Origin of the sequence: Paenibacillus barengoltzii G22 (genome assembly GCF_000403375.2) — a bacterium.
In the GTDB taxonomy this organism is placed as follows: domain Bacteria; phylum Bacillota; class Bacilli; order Paenibacillales; family Paenibacillaceae; genus Fontibacillus; species Fontibacillus barengoltzii.
In genome coordinates this window covers 43,837-62,500 of the sequence record NZ_KE159652.1, presented here as the reverse complement: position 1 = coordinate 62,500, position 18,664 = coordinate 43,837, and the positions used below count along the sequence as shown (strand labels likewise).

The window sequence follows — 18,664 nt, the reverse complement described above, 5'->3', positions numbered from 1 at the left end:
CAACTTCGTTTTTCGTCATCGCTTTGTTTCAGCGGCGACTTTTATAATATATCACAGTCAGTCAGGTTTTTGCAAGAGTTTTTTTGAACTTTTTTTCTTGCTAATGTTTTCCCTTCTTCACTGCTTGTCCATGCAAAACAGGGACGATTGCTAATTTACCATAAGATTAGCCCCGCCGTCAACTATAATCTTAACCTATTCTTTAGCTTGTGGAAAACGTGCCCGCCGGGCATATTTCGATAATTCCTTGGAGGGAGCAAAGCGAGCATACATCCGGAAAATCGTTTTATAGCGGTTAGCGATCGCCTGACGAATATCTTGATCGAGTCGCGTATCGTTCAGATCGAGCAGCATTTCATCCAATTCTTTTCGCAGCACATAATCTAGTTCTTTGCATTCCTTATCAGTGAACAACATTCCCAGCATGCATAACACTCCTTGTTCAATCCATGTTTTAAGATATCGATCTACTTATAGATGCTTTAATGTTATGCTCACTTTTTGGGAAATTTATGAATGCTTGCGAAAATCATTAATCACTTTAATTTTCAAAGACCTGACTTGCCGCTCAACCAACGAGATAAAAAGTTAACGTGCTCTCAATCACCGCAGCGACCAGCAGCATAACAACAATCCAGATCGCCCCCCGCCCGGCAGAAACAAGAAAGCCTCTCCAATCCACCGTGCGCTCCGAGGCATCTCTGGAACCGGCCTCTCCTAAGCTCTTTACCGCCAAATAGCCGAATTGCATCCCAAACCCTGCGGCAATTAGAATCGCAGGAATTTCAATGATCCCGTGAGGAAGCAGGCCTCGAACGATCAAATCCACTAAATTCTCACCTCGACCGCCAGCCGCCGCCACCACAAATCCTAAAGCCAAACCGTTCATCAACAAGAAGAAAGCCGGTAAAATCCCAAGAATGGCGCCTAGCAACATCACACCGAGACTTTTAGTCACATTATTAAAAAAGATAAACAGGAAGAAGTTCCACTCCGGATGCTCCGACTGTGCCAAATCCCGGCTGATCCGGCTAAGCTGTTCGAGGTTAGGCATTACCAGGCGGGTTAACGTGTCTGCATTTGCTGCCCCCAGAACTAGTCCCGCTGCAAAAATCAAAATCGATAGCAGCATGGCTTTCTTATATTTACGTAAGTCGCGGATAAACTTCTGAATCGAAAACATTGCATCAAGCTCCTTCAAATTATGATCGGCCAAGCGTCATAAAGCTGTGGAACAAGCATACATTTGTACAAGCGGATCAGTTCAGATCATTTCATTCTGATAACGAGAGGGGCTTAAAGGTTCATGAACAACTTCTTCTATGTCCTTAACGGAAAGAAAATCAAACGCTTTTTCTTTGTCTTCGCTGCGGCCCTCTTTGCTGCCGGCGTCATTTACGTGGAGCAGGGCCATGTCACGGTATTCTCAGAGGAAAGCGCTCCGTCGGCTATTTATAGCGTGTCCACGAACAAAAAAGTCATAGCCCTTACCTTCGATATCAGTTGGGGCGATACGCGGGCCGAGCCGATTCTCAACGTGTTGAAGGAGAAGAATGTGCAGAAAGCCACCTTCTTCCTATCTTCGCCTTGGAGCAAGACCCATCCAGACATCGTCAAAGCAATTCAGAAGGAAGGTTATGAAATTGGAAGCCACGGGCATAAGCACACAAATTACAGCAGCCTGAGCGATGAGGAAATCGCCCGTCAGATTTCAACCGCACATACGATTTTGACCGAAGTAACGGGCCAACCTCCTAAGCTGCTGCGGCTTCCAAACGGTGACTTCGATAAGCGCGTGCTTAGAATTGCTGCAAGTCAAGGCTACAAAGTCATTCAATGGGATACGGACTCTCAGGATTGGATGAACAAAGGAGTTCAAACCATCGTTGACCGCGTCGTTAAAAAAGCTCATCCCGGGGATATCGTTCTCCTTCACGCCAGCGATTCGGTGAAGCAAACGCATGAAGCGTTGCCGATTATCATCGATGAGCTCCGCAAGAAGGGCTATGAGTTTGTGACCGTAACGGACCTGCTGCAGGAAGCCAGCGTTCAAGGCAACGAAGTCCGTGATCAAGCGTGGCTGAAGAAGCAGCTTAAGTACGCAATTGGATTGTAAACTGTAGCAAAAAAGCCCAGTTTAGGCTGGGCTTTTTGGTATTTCTGTCGATCCTGAATTCAGTACGCGCTGTAGAATTAAGATCTGATATGCATTACATGCGACTAGTGGCGCAACAATCCAGGCCGTCGCGGAATTGACCCCAATCTTCAATACGCCAACGGTCTCTACAATCGTAACCGCAATCATAAAGAACAACGTGGGAATCCAGGCAGTTGCATTCGTCAATTTCGCCTTATAAAACGCAGTTCCCACAGCCACAATAAGAATGACAATGCCAAGGACGATGTCAGAATACCCGTTCTTCTCACCGCCTACGAAAATGCGGAAGAACATGAGCTCCAGCAACGCCAAGGCAGTTAAGACCAACTGGATATATTGCCACGTTCTTCTGGAGAAGACCCCGTTCCCCATATAATTGATCATTAAATATGCAAAAAAGCCCATTTGGGAATACACGCTAACCATAATGCCCACGCCAAGTAAAATCCCGACATTGACCAGAATATCGGTCAAACCTTTATATTGCAGGGTATCGGCCCATTGCAACAACAGGCCGACAATCAGCGACCCCGCCGCTCCTACGGCTAAGGTTGTCCCAAATAAGTAAAGCCACTTTTTTAAGTTCAAGCCCCTTCCACCTCCACTAACGAAATATTTTACCAACGATCCCGGTAAAAAACCATTGTTTTTAAGCTTTTCGTTGGGATATTTCCGTTTCTAAGCCGCATACTAACTTCAGCAATGATGATAAGGAGGAAGGGAACCATGAAATGGCGGGGTACCCGTTGGATTTTATGCTTCTTATGTACATTCACTCTTCCGCTTGCAGCCTGCGGTTCTGAACAAAGCTCCTCCTCCTCTTCCCAGGGTGGGGGTTATAAAGAGACGAAGTCGATGGTCATCGATATTCTTAAGACCGACGAAGGTAAAAAAGCTATATATGAAGCGTTAAGCTCTCCGCCAAGCAGCGAGAGCGGCGGCTCAGAATCCGGTTCGGAGTCCGGATCTGACTCTGGTTCCGGTTCAGATTCTGGTTCCGGTTCAGGTGGATCCGGCGGAAGCGGATCGTTTGGGGTGAAGATGATTCTCCCGTCCCAAACCGCCAATGAGGTGCGAATGGCGGTCAAGGAGACGATCACTTCCCCAGAATACAAAAAGGAAATTGAGAAGATCATGACCGATCCGCAGTTTGCCGGAGATTTTGCGAAGGCGATTAACGCCCAAAGCAAAGAGCTCCATATGCAGCTGATCAAGGACCCAACGTATCAGAAAGCGATCAGTGACATCCTGAAATCGCCGGAAGTCATGAAGATGTTCCTTGATTTAACCAAGACGCCGGACTACCGCAAGCAATCCATGACGGTTATGCAGGAGGCCATGCAAAGTCCATTGTTCAAAATGGAAGTGCTTGAGCTGTTAAAAACCGTTGTTCAAGAGCAACTGCAGCCTAAGGTCGAAAAAGAGCCTAAGGATGACGGAGGCAAAGGTGGCGACGACGGCGGCGATGAAGGCGGACAAAGCAAAGAAGGCGGAGGCAGCGGTGGAGCTTCATAAGCTGATAGCAATCAACGCTCCACAAAAAAAGACTGACCCTATAGGGTTCAGTCTTTTTTACATTTCAACACGATGCGCTGCGCCAGTTCGTCATACAGCTGACCCACCGGGGTCTCTGCTTTGTACACTGACGGAGAAAAGTCCGGCTCGGAAGGATGGTTATCCGGCGCCCCCAGCGGGAATTGTGCCAGCAATTCCGTATGTAAGGACTCTGCCAACCGAGCACCGCCGCCGCGTCCGAAGACATAATCCTTCTCGCCGCATTTGGAGCACTCGTAGTAAGCCATATTTTCGACGACGCCCAGCACTTCATGTTCCGTGCGCAGCGCCATGGCCCCTGCCCGGGCAGCAACAAAAGCAGCAGTAGCATGCGGGGTAGTGACGATGATCTCCTTGCTTTGCGGAATCATCTGGTGCACGTCAAGGGCGATATCCCCTGTACCCGGCGGAAAATCAAGCAGCATATAATCCAAATCGCCCCACTGAACATCACTGAAAAATTGCCGAAGCATTTTCCCCAGCATCGGTCCCCGCCAAATGACCGGGTTATTGTCCTGAATAAAGAAGCCCATCGACATCACCTTAACGCCAAAGCGTTCTACGGGCAGGATTTGACCGTTCTCCACCACCGGCGCCTCTTCAATCCCCATCATATCGGGAACACTAAAGCCGTAGATGTCGGCGTCAATTAAGCCCACCTTCTTGCCTAGACGCGCCAGGGCCGCCGCCAAATTCACCGTGACGGTAGATTTGCCCACTCCGCCCTTACCGCTGGCTACAGCAATAAATTGCACGCCAGATCTTGGGTCAAGAATCGGCAGTCCTTCCAGACCTGCTCCATGCCCCTTCAGTTCGTTGCCTTCGCCATGGGATGAGTCCGAAGGTCGACGAGCCGCGCTAAACGCTGCCTCACGCTCCTGCTCCGAAGCTTCTCGGAAGCGAAGGTGCACATCCTTCACCCCTGCTTCGGATAAGCGAAAGCGGATCTCTCGCTCGGCTTCCACCTGTGCCGCACTGCCTTTCTCAAAGCCAACAACGGTTAATGAGACGCGGTCTTCCTTGATCATAATATCGCGAATCCACTGGAGGTCGACTAGACTGAGACCTGTGGTTGGTTCTGCAACCGGGCGTAACGTTGCCTGAAGCTGTTCTTTTGTAATCACTGACAGCACCTCGACTTCATCAGATAGTTAGGTCTATTATATCATTACCTGACATCCTCTGCCGGGGTTTGTACCTTTTCTCCAGAATAATATCTCAAGATCCCTTGATAAATGGAAGCAGCTACTTTTCGCTGGTACGATTCCGTGCCAAGCAGCCCCGCTTCCTCCGGGTTCGATAGGAACCCGACCTCCACCAGAACGGCCGGGATCTTCATCGCTTCAAGCAAATACACTCTCTTATCCGCACGATTCGCTACCCGATCGGTGTTCTCCAGATTCCGTCGAAGCTCTTCCTGTACGAGCGCAGCCAAGTTGGCGTTATCTGCATGATTGGGATAATAGAACGTTTGTGCGCCTCGCCAGCGCGGCGAAGGAATGCTGTTCATGTGTATACTCACGAGCAGATCGGCCTGCTGTTCCTCAATAAAGCGAACCCGTGTCATTAAATCCTCGGTCTTCCGTTTACTGTAGCCCCTCGTGTCGGCCGCGGCCAAGTCCTTGTCCTCCTCGCGGGTCATGACAACCACCGCACCCGCCTGCTGCAAATAATCGCGCAGGTACAAAGAGACGGCGAGATTGATGTCTTTCTCGATCAGCCCCTGCTTACTGCTGGCTCCCCCATCGGGTCCGCCATGCCCAGCATCCAGGGCAATCACCTGCCCCGCCAGCGGCAGACTCCAATAATTCCAGGCTTTCTGCGCCGGCACCCGGTAGAAGGCTAACCCCAGGATCACGGCAGCCAGACCTACGCCGATCAGCGCTATTTTGATGTGGTTCAGAGTAATCCATAACGTCACCTTATCTCGATCGCGCATAAAAAAAGCCACCTTTCTCCCTTCATGACACTACTCATGATATGGGACAAGGTGGACAAATATGACTCTTATCGGACTAGGCTAACCTGTGATTTAAGTGGGTTGCACCTGCTGCTTCATTCCTTCGATCAGGACCTCAGCAACCTCCGGCCGGGTAAATTCCGGCGGCGGACAAACCCCATCGCGCAGCAAACCGCGCACCTTCGTTCCGGACAAGGTTAGGTGATCTTCTTTCGGATGCGGACAGGTCTTGCTGGAAGCCATATTCCCGCATTTCGTGCAGAAAAAGCTATGTTCAAAGAACAGCGGCGTGATGCCCAACTCCTCCGAGGTGAAGTTCGAGAAGATCTCTTGGGCCTCATACGTTCCGTAGTAATCGCCAACCCCTGCATGGTCGCGACCCACGATAAAATGCGTGCATCCGTAGTTTTTGCGCACCATCGCATGAAAAATCGCTTCACGTGGTCCAGCATAACGCATTGCTGCCGGGAACACCCCTAGAAAAGTACGATTTGCCGGATAATAGTGTTTCAGCAGCGTTAAATAGCTCTTCATCCGAACATCGGCTGGTACATCGTCGGATTTGGTCTCGCCGACCAGCGGATTAAGGAATAGCGCATCCACGATTTCCATCGCACTCTTCTGAATATATTCATGCGCCCGGTGAACCGGATTGCGGGTCTGGAACCCTACAACGGTTCTCCACCCCTTCTCGGCAAAGATCCGCCGCGTCTCAGCTGGGTCAAAATAAAACTCCTTAAACCGCGCCGGTTCCGGTCGGTTCAACACTTGAATCGAACCCCCAACGTAGTATGGCGAACGTTCCAGCAGCTTCTTCACTCCAGGATGCGCAGGATCATCGGTTTTAAACACTTTACGCGCTTCCTCAGCCTGATCTACAGAATAGACGCTGCCAATCTCAAGCAGACCGTAAACAACGCCGTCCTGCTCACCAATCAGCGCGACCTGTTCTCCTACTTCCAAACTTTCCGCTTGTTCTCGTGCGACAGAGAGAGTAATCGGAATACTCCAGACCGTCCCGTCAGCCAGCCGCATACGATCGACGACTGACCGATAATCGTCTTCGTTCATAAATCCGGTTAAGGGTGAAAAGGCCCCCACCCCAATGAGGTCCAAGTCCGAAATCGTCCAGTTATTGATTTGAATGGCTGGAAGGCCCTTTGCCTTTTCCAAGAGACTATCCCGTTCAGATCCAGTTACCACCCGGTTAATCAGACTTCCACCATGCGGTAATATTGACGTCACCCGTATCTCCCCCAATTCCGTTATTTCAATGCCGTGATTATTGGTGCAAACCGCATTCTGTTTTTTCCGTACCGGACCAACGCCCTGCCCGTGGATCTTCGCCTGGCATTACCGGACGGGTACAATGTTCGCAGCCAATGCTAGGATAATTGCGGTCATGCAAAGGATTATAAATGAGCTGATGCTCGCGAATGTAGTTCCATACATCATCCGAAGTCCAGTTAGCGATCGGATTAAATTTCACCAGACCAAACTTGGTGTCGTATTCAATTTTCTTCGCATTGGCTCGGGTTGGTGCCTGGTCGCGGCGAATCCCGGTAATCCATGCATCGTAACGGCCCAACACCCGTGTCAGCGGCTCAACCTTACGCAGGTTGCAGCAAGCGTTAGGATCCGCCTTCCACAGCTCCTCCCCATACTTCTGAGTTTGTTCCTCCGGTGTCAACAGAGGGGAGATCCGTACAAATTCCAGTCCATATTTGGCCGCAATCGCGTCCCGGGTCTCATAAGTCTCTTTAAAATGAAAATCCGTGTCTAAGTAAAAAATGTCGGTAGACGGGCTGATTTGCTGCAGCATATCAACCAATACGACATCCTCAGCCCCAAAGCTGCAAGCAAAGGTGATATTCGGAAATGTCTCTACCGCCCAGGCGAGGATTTCTTGGGGGGATAATGACTCAAATTCCTCGGCCTTGGCCGCAATCAGTTGCTCTTTCTCCAATAAATTCACTGTTCTTCAGACCTCCCGCATCTGGTTAATCAAGACTCGCAATTATTCCAACTAATCTGATTTGAATTATATTTAAAAGTATAGGGTATTCCCCCTAGAAGTCAATACTAAAAATTCCAAAATGAAAAAAAGTCCGAAGGTATCCGTTAATTTACACGCAAAAAAGTCCCTTTCCAAAACGGAAAGGGACTTTCGTAAGCAATATAAAGATTAACGTTTCGAGAACTGAGGAGCACGGCGAGCTGCTTTGAGGCCGTATTTCTTCCGTTCCTTCATCCGTGGGTCACGCGTCAAGAAGCCTGCTTTCTTCAATGCAGGACGCAGTTCCGGATCTGCTTTGAGCAGAGCACGGGAAATCCCGTGGCGGATTGCGCCAGCTTGACCGGAGATACCGCCGCCATGAGCAATGACGATCACGTCGTAGTTACCCAGCGTTTCCGTCAAAGTCAGCGGTTGTTTTACGATCAGCTTCAGCGTTTCCAGACCAAAATAATCGTTGATGTCGCGTTTATTGATGACAATGCGTCCTTCACCCGGTACAAGGCGAACACGAGCTACCGAATGTTTACGACGACCTGTCCCATAGTATTGTACTTGTGCCATGAAACTGTCCTCCCTTTTAATTATCCGCGAAGTTCGTAAACTTCAGGTTTTTGTGCCGCATGTGGATGCTCAGTGCCCGCATAAGCTTTCAGTCTCAGCTTCATTTTCTCGCCAAGGCGAGTTTTAGGCAGCATGCCGTGAACGGCGGATTCAATTACACGTTCAGGTTTCGTTCTCAGCAAATCCTTAGCAACGGTCACTTTCAAACCGCCCGGATGCAGGGAATGACGATAATATTTTTTGTTATCGAGCTTTTTGCCGGTCAGGGCGATTTTCTCCGCGTTGATGACGATCACAAAGTCACCGCAGTCAACATGTGGAGTAAATTGTGGTTTGTGTTTACCGCGGATAAGAGCAGCAGCTTCGCTAGCCAAGCGGCCCAGCGTTTTGCCTTCGGCATCGATGATGTGCCATTTGCGCTCTACTTCGCCTGGCTTCGCCATATAAGTGGTACGCATGTAAAGATCCTCCTTCAAATTCGTCCGAAATGGTTCATCCTGCTGAACACGATCATGCTCTTCGGGTCGCTTGACCTACGTCAGCAGATTTATCTTCGATCGTTTCCTTCATGTTTAGCAAGCATATAATTCTTGTTTAAGCGGCTTTCTTGACTGGGGGCTGTGGGATAGCCATCAAGAAAACACAACTTTTATTTTACAGGAAGCCCAGTTAATACGCAAGCCTTTTTCAAAGGTTATCTTCGAAAAAATCAAGCTTCCAAACCCCACCATTTCAGTCGTTCAAATCTTCTTCTTCGTATTCTACGCTCCAGAGCATCAGCCCTTTACTCTCCGCCGTTGGGCCTGCGGCTGTCCGATCCTTCGCCTCCAGAATCGCTTGGATCGATTCAGGCGTCCGTTTACCTTCACCGACCTCGATCAAGGTGCCCACGATGATCCGGACCATATGTTGCAGAAATCCGCTCCCCGTGACATAAAAATGGACAATCCCCTGCCCCGTTGCTCCAGGAATTTTCGCTGATGAATCCACCTCGATGCGGGCATCATATATGGTACGAACGTGACTTAGCTTCGTGGACTGACGCGAGGCGAACGAAGTAAAGTCGTGGGTTCCCATCAGATAAGGCAGGCATGCCTGCATGGCCTCCACATTAAGCTGTCCTGGATGATGAAACTGATAGTTCCGTTGGAACACATCCGGGAATCGGTTGGTATTAATGGAGTAGCGGTAGGTTTTCCGTTTGGCCGAATGCCGTGAATGGAAGGTCAGAGGGACCTCCCGAGCCGTCAACACGCGGATATCAGAAGGGAGCCGCGCGTTAAGCGCCAAACACCAACGTTCCACAGGAATTCGCGAATCGGTGTGAAAATGAAAAGGCTGCTGTCTCGCATGCACCCCGGCATCGGTTCGTCCCGAGCCATGAATTTTCACCGTTTCTCCCGTTAAATGGCGGATGGCTCCCTCGATATGATCCTGAACCGTATTTCCGCCCGGTTGGGTCTGAAAGCCGAAATAGTTGGTTCCGTCATAGCTGACGGTCATCAGCAAGTTGCGCATCGGTTCCTTCCTTTCTCAAGGCCACACCTTCAGTTCAATAAAAAAACTCTCCGAAAGCTTAGCCGTAAGGCGAGCCGACAGAGAGTTTTACACGCAAGAAATGGGGAACCCCCGAATTACGCGCGATCTACCAGTTCCAGATAAACCATAGGAGCAGCGTCGCCGCGGCGAGGTCCCAGCTTCAGGATACGAGTGTATCCGCCTGGACGGCTGGAATAACGAGTTGCCAGTTCGGTGAACAGCTTTTGGATTGCATCCTGCTCGCCGTCGATCGATTCGCGACGAACGTAAGCTGCCACTTGACGACGGGCATGCAGGTCACCACGTTTTGCCTTGGTGATCAGCTTCTCAGCGATCGAACGAACTTCTTTCGCTTTCGCTTCCGTCGTTTGGATGCGTTCGTATAAGAACAGGTCGGTTACCAGGTCACGGAACAATGCTTTACGTGCGCTGGAATCGCGGCCCAACTTTTGGTATGCCATGAGTTTTCCCTCCTTCGCTAAAACGATTCAAGTCAACTTATTCTTCAGTGCGCAATCCCAAACCTAACTCTTGGAGCTTCTCTTGAACTTCTTCCAAAGACTTGCGACCCAGGTTACGTACCTTCATCATGTCTTCTTCGGTTTTCGTCGTAAGCTCTTGTACCGTATTGATACCGGCACGTTTGAGGCAGTTATAGGAACGAACGGAGAGATCAAGCTCTTCAATCGTCATTTCAAGCACTTTTTCTTTCTTGTCTTCTTCCTTCTCGACCATGATTTCCGCGTCTTTCGCTTCGTCCGTAAGGCCTACGAACAAGAAGAGATGCTCGGTCAAAATTTTCGCGCCGAGGCTTACCGCTTCTTCAGGTCTGATACTGCCATCGGTCCACACTTCAAGCGTAAGCTTGTCGTAGTTGGTCACTTGGCCAACCCGGGTATTCTCAACCACGTAATTGACCCGTGTAATCGGGGTATAGATCGAATCGACGGGAATGACACCGATCGGTTGATCATCTCGTTTATTTCGATCTGCCTGAACGTAACCACGTCCGCGGCCTGCGTAGATGCGCATGTGGAGTCTTGAACCCGGTTCAAGCGTTGCAATATGCAGATCCGTATTCAAAATTTCCACATCGCTGTCCGCACGGATATCCCCTGCCGTAACAACGCCTTCGCCTTCCGCATCGATTTCGAGGATCTTCTCCTCATCCGAATGAATTTTCAGCGAGAGTGCTTTCAGGTTCAGGATGATCTCCGTAACGTCCTCCATAACGCCCGGTACGGTCGCGAATTCATGCAGAACTCCATCGATTTGGACCGAGGTTACCGCAGCACCCGGCAGAGAAGAGAGCAAAATCCGGCGAAGCGAGTTGCCCAGTGTGGTGCCATACCCACGTTCAAGTGGTTCTACTACAAATTTCCCATAGGTGCCTTCATCGTTAACTTCTACGGTCTCGATTTTTGGCTTTTCGATTTCTATCACGAAAGTACCCCTCCTTCAAAACGTCGTTCCTTTCAATCTGCCTAAGGTGCTGAAGTTCGTAACGTAGTATGCCTAAACATCCATTGTTCCCAATTGACGCTGGTGTTATACCACGGCTTCAGCGCGGCTTCATTAAACGCGGCGGCGTTTTGGAGGACGGCAGCCGTTATGAGGAATTGGAGTAACGTCTTTAATCATGTTGACTTCAAGGCCTGCCGCTTGCAAGGAGCGGATAGCGGCCTCACGGCCGGCGCCAGGGCCTTTAACCATAACCTCAACGGTTTTCATGCCATGTTCCATCGCAGCTTTGGCAGCAGATTCAGCAGCCATTTGTGCAGCAAACGGAGTCGACTTACGGGAACCTTTGAATCCAAGACCGCCGGAGCTCGCCCAGGAAATCGCGTTACCGTGTGGATCCGTAATAGTGACAATCGTGTTATTGAATGTGGAGCGGATATGAGCCACGCCAGATTCAATATTTTTCCGGTCACGACGTTTCGTACGTACGACTTTCTTTGGTTTAGCCATTGTCTGTTATCCCCCCTTCTTATTTCTTCTTGTTCGCTACAGTACGACGAGGACCCTTACGAGTACGGGCATTCGTTTTCGTACGTTGTCCGCGAACCGGCAAGCCGCGACGATGACGCACTCCGCGGTAGCAGCCAATTTCGATCAAACGTTTAATATTTAAAGAAATTTCACGACGCAGGTCACCTTCAACCTTGACCGTTTTGTCGATCGTTTCGCGTAGTTTGCTAACCTCATCTTCCGTCAAATCACGAACACGAGTGTCCGGATTGATGCCTGTTTCTTTCAGGATTTTCTGGGAAGTCGTTTTACCGATTCCGAAAATGTAAGTTAAGGCGATCTCAACGCGTTTATCACGTGGCAAATCCACACCAGCAATACGTGCCATTTTACGCTACACCCCCTTCAATTAACCTTGTTTTTGTTTGTGTTTCGGATTTTCGCAAATCACCATGACATTGCCTTTGCGACGAATGACTTTGCATTTTTCGCAAATCGGCTTTACAGAAGGTCTTACCTTCATGCTAATTACCTCCTAAAAGTTTTACAGAAGTAAAACTGGGATCGAAAGCATACGTTCTTCTTTTGCGAAAGCAAAAATCCAATCGCACGCATTCTAATCATAAACTACTGTCAGAAACAACTCAACCTGAATATTGTACCACAACTTTACCATAATGGGTATAGTCTATTTGCGGTAAGTGATCCGGCCTTTCGTCAAATCGTATGGCGAAAGCTGTACGACCACTTTGTCTCCTGTCAGAATGCGGATAAAGTGCATCCGCAACTTCCCGGAAACGTGAGCGAGAATTTGATGACCATTCTCCAACTCTACTCTAAAGGTTGCATTCGGCAACGGTTCAATGACCGTACCTTCGACTTCAATGACATCTTCTTTAGCCACAGTCAGTCTCCTTTCTCTTCAGCCATAGAATTGGCGGACTTCTGATAAGCAAGAACTGCATGGCGCAGTTTCCCGTTCGTCACCCGTCCGCTTTCCTGCAAACTATGAACAACCTCGCTGCTAACGATGGGCAGTAGCTCAAGATGCTGGGCATTTTTACGTTTGGGTCCATCAAACTTCCGTTTGTTTCCGTCCGCGATCCAGACGAATTTGTCGTCCAGAATCCCGACAATCACATAAATCGCTCCGGCATCCCTGCCTTTGAGAACTTTCACCAACTGACCGATTTGCGGCGCTGAGCGCTCTTTCACGTTCATCACCTACGCATCCAGCTTCGTGAAAATTTCCATCCCGTCCGGCGTAACAGCTACCGTATGCTCAAAGTGAGCGCACAAGGAGCCATCCACCGTAACCACTGTCCAATTGTCTTCCAGCGTTTTAACATATCGCTTCCCCATGTTAACCATCGGTTCGATCGCCAGGACCATCCCCGGCTTAAGCCGCGGGCCCCGGTCGGGCAAACCATAATTCGGAATTTGCGGTTCTTCATGCAAGCTCGCGCCAATGCCATGACCCACATATTCCCGAACGACGGAAAAACCGGCAGCTTCGATGAATTGCTGAATTGCATGCGAGATCGTGTACAATCGAACATCCGGTTTAACGAGCGCAAGGCCCGCATACAAGGAACCTTCGGTGACTTCCAAGAGTCGCTTGGCTTCCTCCGAAATTTGACCTACCGGATACGTCCACGCCGAGTCCCCATGGAAACCACGATACTCCGCGCCGATATCCAGTGTAATGATATCGCCTTCGTTCAATTTGCGTTTGCCGGGAAATCCGTGTACCAATTCTTCGTTGACCGAAGCGCAAATGCTGTAAGGAAAACCGTTGTAACCTTTAAAGGACGGCACGGCGCCCTGACTGCGAATGTATTTATCGGCGAGTTGATCGAGTTCTCCCGTCGTAATTCCAGGCTGAATCGCTTGGGCCATGAGCCTGTGCGTTTCCGCGACGATCCGCCCAGCTTCTCGCATAAAGCCCAGTTCCGTTTCGGATTTACAAATGATCATTACACCTAACCTCGCAGTAGTGACACGATTTCCTTCGAAACCGCATCGATTTCCTGTTCACCATCTACCTGACGCAACAGGCCTTTGTCTTCATAGAACTTCAGAAGCGGTGCGGTTTTGTTGATATATTCGTCCAAACGAGTTCCTACGCTCTCTTCATTATCATCCGAGCGTTGGTATAACTCGCCGCCGCATTTATCACAAACACCTTCCTGCCCCGGAGGATTAAAGATCACATGATAAGTGGCGCCGCAGGATTTGCAAATCCGGCGTCCGGTCAGCCGCGCTAACAGCTTGTTCCGGTCCACTTTCAGGTTGATGACGTGGTCCAGCTTGCGACCCATACTATCAAGCAGCTCATCCAGCGATTCCGCTTGCGAAAGGGTTCTTGGAAATCCGTCCAATAAGAAACCTTTTTCGCAATCGGGCTGCTGCAAGCGTTCGCGAACGATCCCCACTGTCACATCATCAGGCACGAGCAGTCCCTGATCCATATATTCCTTCGCTTTCATCCCCACAGGTGTTCCCTGTTTGATTGCCAGGCGAAATGCGTCGCCGGTAGAGATATGAGGAATACCGAATTCGTTAACGATTGTCTCGGCTTGTGTTCCTTTTCCTGCTCCGGGAGGCCCCATGAATAGTAGGTTCATGTTTCTCACTCCCTCCAACACTTCTCTACAACAAGAAATAGCTCAGTTAGGTGCCAGGCAAGGACGTTTGCACGTCCTCTGTTCCTGGTACCTACCGACTATTTATTGATAAAACCTTTATAGTGACGTTTGATCAATTGGCCTTCGATCGTCTTCATCGTATCCAGCGCAACACCGATTACGATGAGGATCGATGTACCACCGATCAAGACGGTGCTCGGCAACCCTGCGATAGCCCCCAATCCCATAGGGAGAATGGAGATGGCTGCAAGGAAGAGCGCACCGGTCATCGTCAAACGAGTTAATACCCGAGTTAAGTAGGTTTCCGTCGCTTTACCAGGACGGATCCCTGGAATGTAGCCACCGTTTTTCTTCATGTTCTCAGCCATCTGCTGCGGGTTCATCTGTACGAACGTATAGAAGAACGTAAAGCCGATGATCATGATCACATAAAGCACCATCCCGAGCGGACGGTTGGTAGACAAATGGGTCGTAATCCATTGCGCCCATGCATGCGTCGACCAGAAGCTGGCGATAACAACCGGGAATTGCAGCAAGGATACTGCGAAAATGACCGGAATGACGCCGGCAGCGTTGATCTTGAGCGGAATATGCGTATTCTGTCCGCCATACATTTTGTTACCTACCACACGTTTTGCGTATTGCACCGGAATTTTCCGGATCGCTTGTTGTACGTAGATAACACCGATGACGATCAAGATGCACACCAAGAGAATCGCGATGGATTTCACCACATTAATGAAAGGCTGGCCTTCAATGATAAAATCCGATTGCGCAATCGTCGTAATGTGCGTAGGGATGGAAGCAACGATCCCGGCGAAGATAATCAGCGAGATCCCGTTACCAATCCCTCTTTCGGTAATCTGCTCACCTAACCACATCAGGAAAGAGGTACCCGCTGTCAACACAATCGCGATGACCAGATAATCACCGAAGGTTGCGTCCGGCACCATTTCCGTTCCGTACAAACGGTTAAAGCCAATCGACGTTGCAAACGCCTGAATGAGGGCCAAAATGACCGTTCCGTAACGGGTCACTTGAGCCATTTTCTTCTTACCGTGTTCCCCTTGCTTAGCCCATTCCGCAAACTTCGGAATGACGTCCATCGACAAGAGCTGTACGATGATGGAAGCCGTGATATAAGGCATAATCCCGAGGGCAAAGATCGAGAAGTTCTTCAGGGCGCCGCCCGAGAAGGTGTTCAAGAGCCCAAGCAAGTTATTTCCTGCTGCATTGTTTGTTGCTTCAAAAACGTCTTTATTAACGCCCGGAACCGGAACGAAAGATCCGATCCGGTAAATGAGGAAGATAAACAACGTGAACAGGATGCGGTTGCGAAGGTCTTGAACATGCCATATGTTCTTAATGGTTTTAAACATTAGATCACCTCGGTTTTACCGCCGGCAGCCTCGATTTTCTCTACCGCAGATTGGGAGAACTTATTCGCTTTAACTGTCAGTTTGACAGTAACTTCACCGTTGCCAAGAATCTTGATGCCGCTCTTCGCGTCTTTCACGATTCCTTGCTCAAACAACAGCTCAGGAGTTACTTCCGTATCCGCCGCAAAGTTGTTCAAATCTTCGATGTTGACAATCGCATACTCTTTCCGCGTCGGATTGATGAAACCGCGTTTTGGCAAGCGACGATACAGCGGGTTCTGACCGCCTTCGAAGCCCGGACGCACACCACCGCCGGAACGAGCGTTTTGACCTTTGTGACCGCGAGTAGATGTTTTACCCATGCCGCTACCTGTACCGCGACCAACGCGTTTGCGTTCGTGACGGGAACCAGGAGCAGGAGAAAGCTCATGTAACTTCATCGTTCGTTGCACCTCCTTATTTATTGTTGGCAATTAACAAGCTTACGCTATCCTTAGCCTTCAATTTCTTTAACCGAAACCAGGTGGCTCACTTGATTCACCATGCCGCGAATGGCTGGGTTATCGTTGTGAACAACGGATTGGTTAATTTTGCGAAGACCCAAGGTTTTCACGGTAGTACGTTGGTTCTCCGGACGACCGATCAAACTACGCACGAGGGTAATTTGCAGTTTAGCCATGAGATTCCCTCCTTAACCGAGAAGTTCTTCGACGGTTTTACCGCGCAATTTCGCAACATCCTCAGCGCGTTTCAGACGGGACAAGCCCTCCAAAGTCGCGTTGACCATGTTGATGGAATTCGAAGAACCCAAAGATTTAGTCAAAATGTCGCCTACGCCAGCCAGTTCAAGAACCGCACGAACTGGACCGCCGGCGATAACCCCGGTACCTTCGGATGCCGGTTTCAGCAGAACGCGGCCAGCACCGAAATGCCCGATTACTTGGTGAGGGATCGTAGTACCTACGAGCGGAACATGCACAAGATTTTTCTTCGCATCTTCAATGCCTTTACGGATCGCGTCAGGTACTTCGCCTGCTTTACCGATCCCAGCGCCAACCCAGCCTTTGCCGTCGCCGACAACCACGAGTGCACTGAAGCTGAAACGGCGTCCGCCTTTAACTACTTTAGCTACGCGGTTAATGTTTACAACTCTTTCTGTCAGTTCTAAAGTGTTCGGATCTACACGCAAGTCGTTAACCTCCTTTTAGTGATGATTTTTTAGAATTCCAGGCCTGCTTCGCGGGCTGCGTCAGCCAGCGCCTGAATCCGTCCATGGTACAGATATCCTCCACGGTCAAAAACAACGCTCTTATATCCTTTCGCTTGTGCGCGTTTTGCGATCAATTCGCCCACTTTACGAGCGGATTCCACGTTGCCGCCGTTACCGATCGAACCGCTCAGTTCTTTATCGACTGTCGAAGCGCTAGCTACCGTTACGCCTGCTACGTCGTCGATCAGTTGAGCGTAGATATGTTTGGAAGAACGGTATACGTTCAGTCTTGGACGAGCTGCCGTTCCTTGGACTTTCTTACGTACACGCAGATGTCTTTTCAGACGTGCTTTGTTCTTATCAGCTTTTGTAATCATGACTTCCATTTCACTCCCTTCGGTTTACCGCTATCGGACATTTCGTTTCAAGACGCCAGAAGGCTAGGCACAAGAAGAAACTTATTTCTTCTTACCGGCTTTACCTTCCTTACGAATAATGCGTTCGCCTTCATACTTGATCCCTTTGCCTTTGTATGGCTCAGGCTCACGGACAGAACGAATTTTAGCGGCATATTCGCCTACGCGTTCTTTATTGATCCCTTTAACGATGATCTTCGTATTCGAAGGTACTTCGAATTCGATGCCCTCTTCCGGTGTGATTTCTACCGGATGGGAGTAACCCACGTTCAGAACCAGTTTCTTGCCGGACAAGCTTGCGCGGTAACCGACACCAACCAGCTCGAGCGATTTGGAGAAACCTTCCGTTACCCCGCTGACCATGTTGCTGACAACGGAGCGGGTCGTGCCATGCAGGGAACGATGTAATTTATTATCAGAAGGACGCTCAACGGTAATGACGTTACCTTCAACCGTTACCTTGATGTCCTTGTGAAGCTCACGAGTCAAAGTCCCTTTCGGACCTTTAACTGTAATGACGCTATTATCAAGTGTGACATCCACACCACTTGGTACTGTGATTGGTTTGCGACCAATACGAGACATTTATTGCACCTCCTTGTTATAAGACGTAAATTACCAAACGTAGCAGAGGACTTCGCCGCCGGCTTTGGACTGACGAGCTTCCTTGTCAGTCATGACACCTTTGGAAGTGGAGATAATCGCGATACCCAAGCCGCCGAGGACACGAGGAATTTCGTTGCTTTTCGTGTACACGCGAAGGCCTGGTTTACTGATTCTCTTAAGTCCAGAGATAACGCGTTCGTTGTTCGGGCCGTATTTCAGGAAAATACGGATGATCCCTTGTTTGTTATCATCGATATATTCAGCGTCACGAATGAAACCTTCACGCTTCAGGATCTCAGCGATTTGTTTCTTGATCGTGGACGCAGGCAGTTCAACCGTCTCGTGACGCACCGTGTTGGCGTTACGAATACGAGTAAGCATATCTGCAATTGGATCTGACATAGTCATACGTGTAAACCTCCTTCCCGTTGTTGATTAATTACCAGCTTGCTTTTTTCACGCCAGGAATCTGGCCTTTATAAGCTAATTCACGGAAGCAAATTCTGCAAATTTTGTACTTTTGCAATACCGAATGTGGGCGACCACAACGTTCACACCGGGTATAAGCCCGAACTTTGAATTTAGGTGTACGTTGTTGTTTAACTTTCATCGAAGTTTTAGCCACTTAGCCTGACACCTCCTAAA

The 18,664-nt window shown here is 49.4% G+C and carries 29 protein-coding genes; 2 read left to right on the top strand and 27 right to left on the bottom strand.

Features of this window, described 5'->3' with window-relative positions; translation table 11 throughout:
* Positions 1–195: 195 nt before the first annotated feature.
* Both C812_RS00375 and C812_RS00370 read right to left on the bottom strand, forming a co-directional pair.
* Positions 196–426, bottom strand: coding sequence for a hypothetical protein (locus C812_RS00375; protein ID WP_016310733.1), 231 nt, complete (start codon positions 424–426; stop codon positions 196–198).
* A 142-nt stretch (positions 427–568) separates the two neighbouring features.
* Positions 569–1,216 (bottom strand): stage II sporulation protein M, encoded by a 648-nt coding sequence (locus C812_RS00370; protein WP_244268265.1) that lies wholly within the window; start codon positions 1,214–1,216, stop codon positions 569–571.
* A gap of 90 nt (positions 1,217–1,306) precedes the next feature.
* Here C812_RS00370 and pdaB point away from each other — a divergent pair, with 90 nt between their 5' ends.
* A complete protein-coding gene (pdaB, locus tag C812_RS00365) occupies positions 1,307–2,116 on the top strand; it encodes a polysaccharide deacetylase family sporulation protein PdaB (protein WP_016310731.1) in 810 nt (269 codons plus the stop codon).
* A gap of 21 nt (positions 2,117–2,137) precedes the next feature.
* Here the strand turns inward: pdaB and C812_RS00360 are convergent, their stop codons facing one another.
* Complete coding sequence (locus C812_RS00360; protein WP_016310730.1) at positions 2,138–2,746, bottom strand: KinB-signaling pathway activation protein; 609 nt, start codon at positions 2,744–2,746, stop codon at positions 2,138–2,140.
* A 138-nt stretch (positions 2,747–2,884) separates the two neighbouring features.
* Between C812_RS00360 and gerD the strand changes: the two genes are divergently transcribed.
* Positions 2,885–3,673 (top strand): spore germination lipoprotein GerD, encoded by a 789-nt coding sequence (gerD, locus tag C812_RS00355; RefSeq protein ID WP_016310729.1) that lies wholly within the window; start codon positions 2,885–2,887, stop codon positions 3,671–3,673.
* Positions 3,674–3,720: 47 nt separating this feature from the next.
* On the opposite strand, the gene C812_RS00350 is transcribed toward gerD, so the two are convergent.
* From C812_RS00350 to C812_RS21720, 24 genes are all read right to left on the bottom strand, one after another.
* Positions 3,721–4,836: an Mrp/NBP35 family ATP-binding protein gene (locus C812_RS00350; protein ID WP_016310728.1), complete on the bottom strand. Its 1,116-nt coding sequence runs from the start codon at positions 4,834–4,836 to the stop codon at positions 3,721–3,723.
* A 44-nt stretch (positions 4,837–4,880) separates the two neighbouring features.
* Positions 4,881–5,651, bottom strand: coding sequence for an N-acetylmuramoyl-L-alanine amidase CwlD (gene cwlD / locus C812_RS00345; RefSeq protein WP_016310727.1), 771 nt, complete (start codon positions 5,649–5,651; stop codon positions 4,881–4,883).
* 93 nt (positions 5,652–5,744) lie between these two features.
* Complete coding sequence (sat, locus tag C812_RS00340; protein ID WP_016310726.1) at positions 5,745–6,917, bottom strand: sulfate adenylyltransferase; 1,173 nt, start codon at positions 6,915–6,917, stop codon at positions 5,745–5,747.
* Positions 6,918–6,954: 37 nt separating this feature from the next.
* Positions 6,955–7,647, bottom strand: a complete 693-nt coding sequence (locus C812_RS00335) for a phosphoadenylyl-sulfate reductase (protein WP_016310725.1) — start codon at positions 7,645–7,647, stop codon at positions 6,955–6,957.
* 210 nt (positions 7,648–7,857) lie between these two features.
* Positions 7,858–8,250 carry a 30S ribosomal protein S9 gene (gene rpsI / locus C812_RS00330; RefSeq protein ID WP_009226668.1) on the bottom strand — a complete coding sequence of 131 codons (393 nt, stop codon included), beginning with the start codon at positions 8,248–8,250 and terminating at the stop codon, positions 7,858–7,860.
* Between the two features lie 20 nt (positions 8,251–8,270).
* Positions 8,271–8,708: a 50S ribosomal protein L13 gene (gene rplM, locus C812_RS00325; RefSeq protein WP_009226667.1), complete on the bottom strand. Its 438-nt coding sequence runs from the start codon at positions 8,706–8,708 to the stop codon at positions 8,271–8,273.
* Positions 8,709–8,982: 274 nt separating this feature from the next.
* Complete coding sequence (gene truA / locus C812_RS00320; RefSeq protein ID WP_016310724.1) at positions 8,983–9,768, bottom strand: tRNA pseudouridine(38-40) synthase TruA; 786 nt, start codon at positions 9,766–9,768, stop codon at positions 8,983–8,985.
* Positions 9,769–9,884: 116 nt separating this feature from the next.
* Positions 9,885–10,250 carry a 50S ribosomal protein L17 gene (gene rplQ, locus C812_RS00315; RefSeq protein ID WP_009226665.1) on the bottom strand — a complete coding sequence of 122 codons (366 nt, stop codon included), beginning with the start codon at positions 10,248–10,250 and terminating at the stop codon, positions 9,885–9,887.
* A gap of 37 nt (positions 10,251–10,287) precedes the next feature.
* Positions 10,288–11,232, bottom strand: a complete 945-nt coding sequence (locus C812_RS00310; RefSeq protein ID WP_009226664.1) for a DNA-directed RNA polymerase subunit alpha — start codon at positions 11,230–11,232, stop codon at positions 10,288–10,290.
* A 132-nt stretch (positions 11,233–11,364) separates the two neighbouring features.
* Complete coding sequence (gene rpsK, locus C812_RS00305) at positions 11,365–11,760, bottom strand: 30S ribosomal protein S11 (RefSeq protein WP_009226663.1); 396 nt, start codon at positions 11,758–11,760, stop codon at positions 11,365–11,367.
* A 19-nt stretch (positions 11,761–11,779) separates the two neighbouring features.
* Positions 11,780–12,148, bottom strand: a complete 369-nt coding sequence (gene rpsM, locus C812_RS00300) for a 30S ribosomal protein S13 (RefSeq protein WP_016310723.1) — start codon at positions 12,146–12,148, stop codon at positions 11,780–11,782.
* A 21-nt stretch (positions 12,149–12,169) separates the two neighbouring features.
* Complete coding sequence (gene rpmJ, locus C812_RS00295) at positions 12,170–12,283, bottom strand: 50S ribosomal protein L36 (RefSeq protein ID WP_003333770.1); 114 nt, start codon at positions 12,281–12,283, stop codon at positions 12,170–12,172.
* A 165-nt stretch (positions 12,284–12,448) separates the two neighbouring features.
* The gene (gene infA / locus C812_RS00290) at positions 12,449–12,664 is read right to left on the bottom strand and encodes a translation initiation factor IF-1 (RefSeq protein WP_007132547.1); all 216 of its coding nucleotides are present in this window, start codon (positions 12,662–12,664) and stop codon (positions 12,449–12,451) included.
* A gap of 2 nt (positions 12,665–12,666) precedes the next feature.
* A complete protein-coding gene (locus C812_RS00285; RefSeq protein WP_009226661.1) occupies positions 12,667–12,981 on the bottom strand; it encodes a KOW domain-containing RNA-binding protein in 315 nt (104 codons plus the stop codon).
* Positions 12,982–12,984: 3 nt separating this feature from the next.
* Positions 12,985–13,737 carry a type I methionyl aminopeptidase gene (gene map / locus C812_RS00280; protein ID WP_016310722.1) on the bottom strand — a complete coding sequence of 251 codons (753 nt, stop codon included), beginning with the start codon at positions 13,735–13,737 and terminating at the stop codon, positions 12,985–12,987.
* A 5-nt stretch (positions 13,738–13,742) separates the two neighbouring features.
* Positions 13,743–14,387, bottom strand: coding sequence for an adenylate kinase (locus tag C812_RS00275; RefSeq protein WP_016310721.1), 645 nt, complete (start codon positions 14,385–14,387; stop codon positions 13,743–13,745).
* A gap of 98 nt (positions 14,388–14,485) precedes the next feature.
* Entirely contained in the window at positions 14,486–15,787 is a 1,302-nt protein-coding gene (gene secY / locus C812_RS00270) for a preprotein translocase subunit SecY (protein ID WP_016310720.1), read from the bottom strand.
* On the bottom strand, positions 15,787–16,227 hold the full coding sequence (gene rplO / locus C812_RS00265; protein ID WP_016310719.1) for a 50S ribosomal protein L15: 441 nt from the start codon (positions 16,225–16,227) through the stop codon (positions 15,787–15,789). Before rplO ends, secY begins: the two co-directional genes overlap by 1 nt.
* 53 nt (positions 16,228–16,280) lie before the next feature.
* Positions 16,281–16,466, bottom strand: coding sequence for a 50S ribosomal protein L30 (gene rpmD, locus C812_RS00260; protein ID WP_009226656.1), 186 nt, complete (start codon positions 16,464–16,466; stop codon positions 16,281–16,283).
* 12 nt (positions 16,467–16,478) lie between these two features.
* Positions 16,479–16,976 (bottom strand): 30S ribosomal protein S5, encoded by a 498-nt coding sequence (gene rpsE, locus C812_RS00255; RefSeq protein ID WP_009226655.1) that lies wholly within the window; start codon positions 16,974–16,976, stop codon positions 16,479–16,481.
* 29 nt (positions 16,977–17,005) lie between these two features.
* Positions 17,006–17,374, bottom strand: a complete 369-nt coding sequence (gene rplR / locus C812_RS00250) for a 50S ribosomal protein L18 (RefSeq protein WP_028539490.1) — start codon at positions 17,372–17,374, stop codon at positions 17,006–17,008.
* Between the two features lie 81 nt (positions 17,375–17,455).
* On the bottom strand, positions 17,456–17,998 hold the full coding sequence (gene rplF, locus C812_RS00245; protein WP_009226653.1) for a 50S ribosomal protein L6: 543 nt from the start codon (positions 17,996–17,998) through the stop codon (positions 17,456–17,458).
* Between the two features lie 30 nt (positions 17,999–18,028).
* A complete protein-coding gene (gene rpsH, locus C812_RS00240) occupies positions 18,029–18,427 on the bottom strand; it encodes a 30S ribosomal protein S8 (protein WP_009226652.1) in 399 nt (132 codons plus the stop codon).
* A gap of 31 nt (positions 18,428–18,458) precedes the next feature.
* A complete protein-coding gene (locus tag C812_RS21720) occupies positions 18,459–18,644 on the bottom strand; it encodes a type Z 30S ribosomal protein S14 (RefSeq protein WP_009226651.1) in 186 nt (61 codons plus the stop codon).
* Positions 18,645–18,664: the final 20 nt, after the last annotated feature.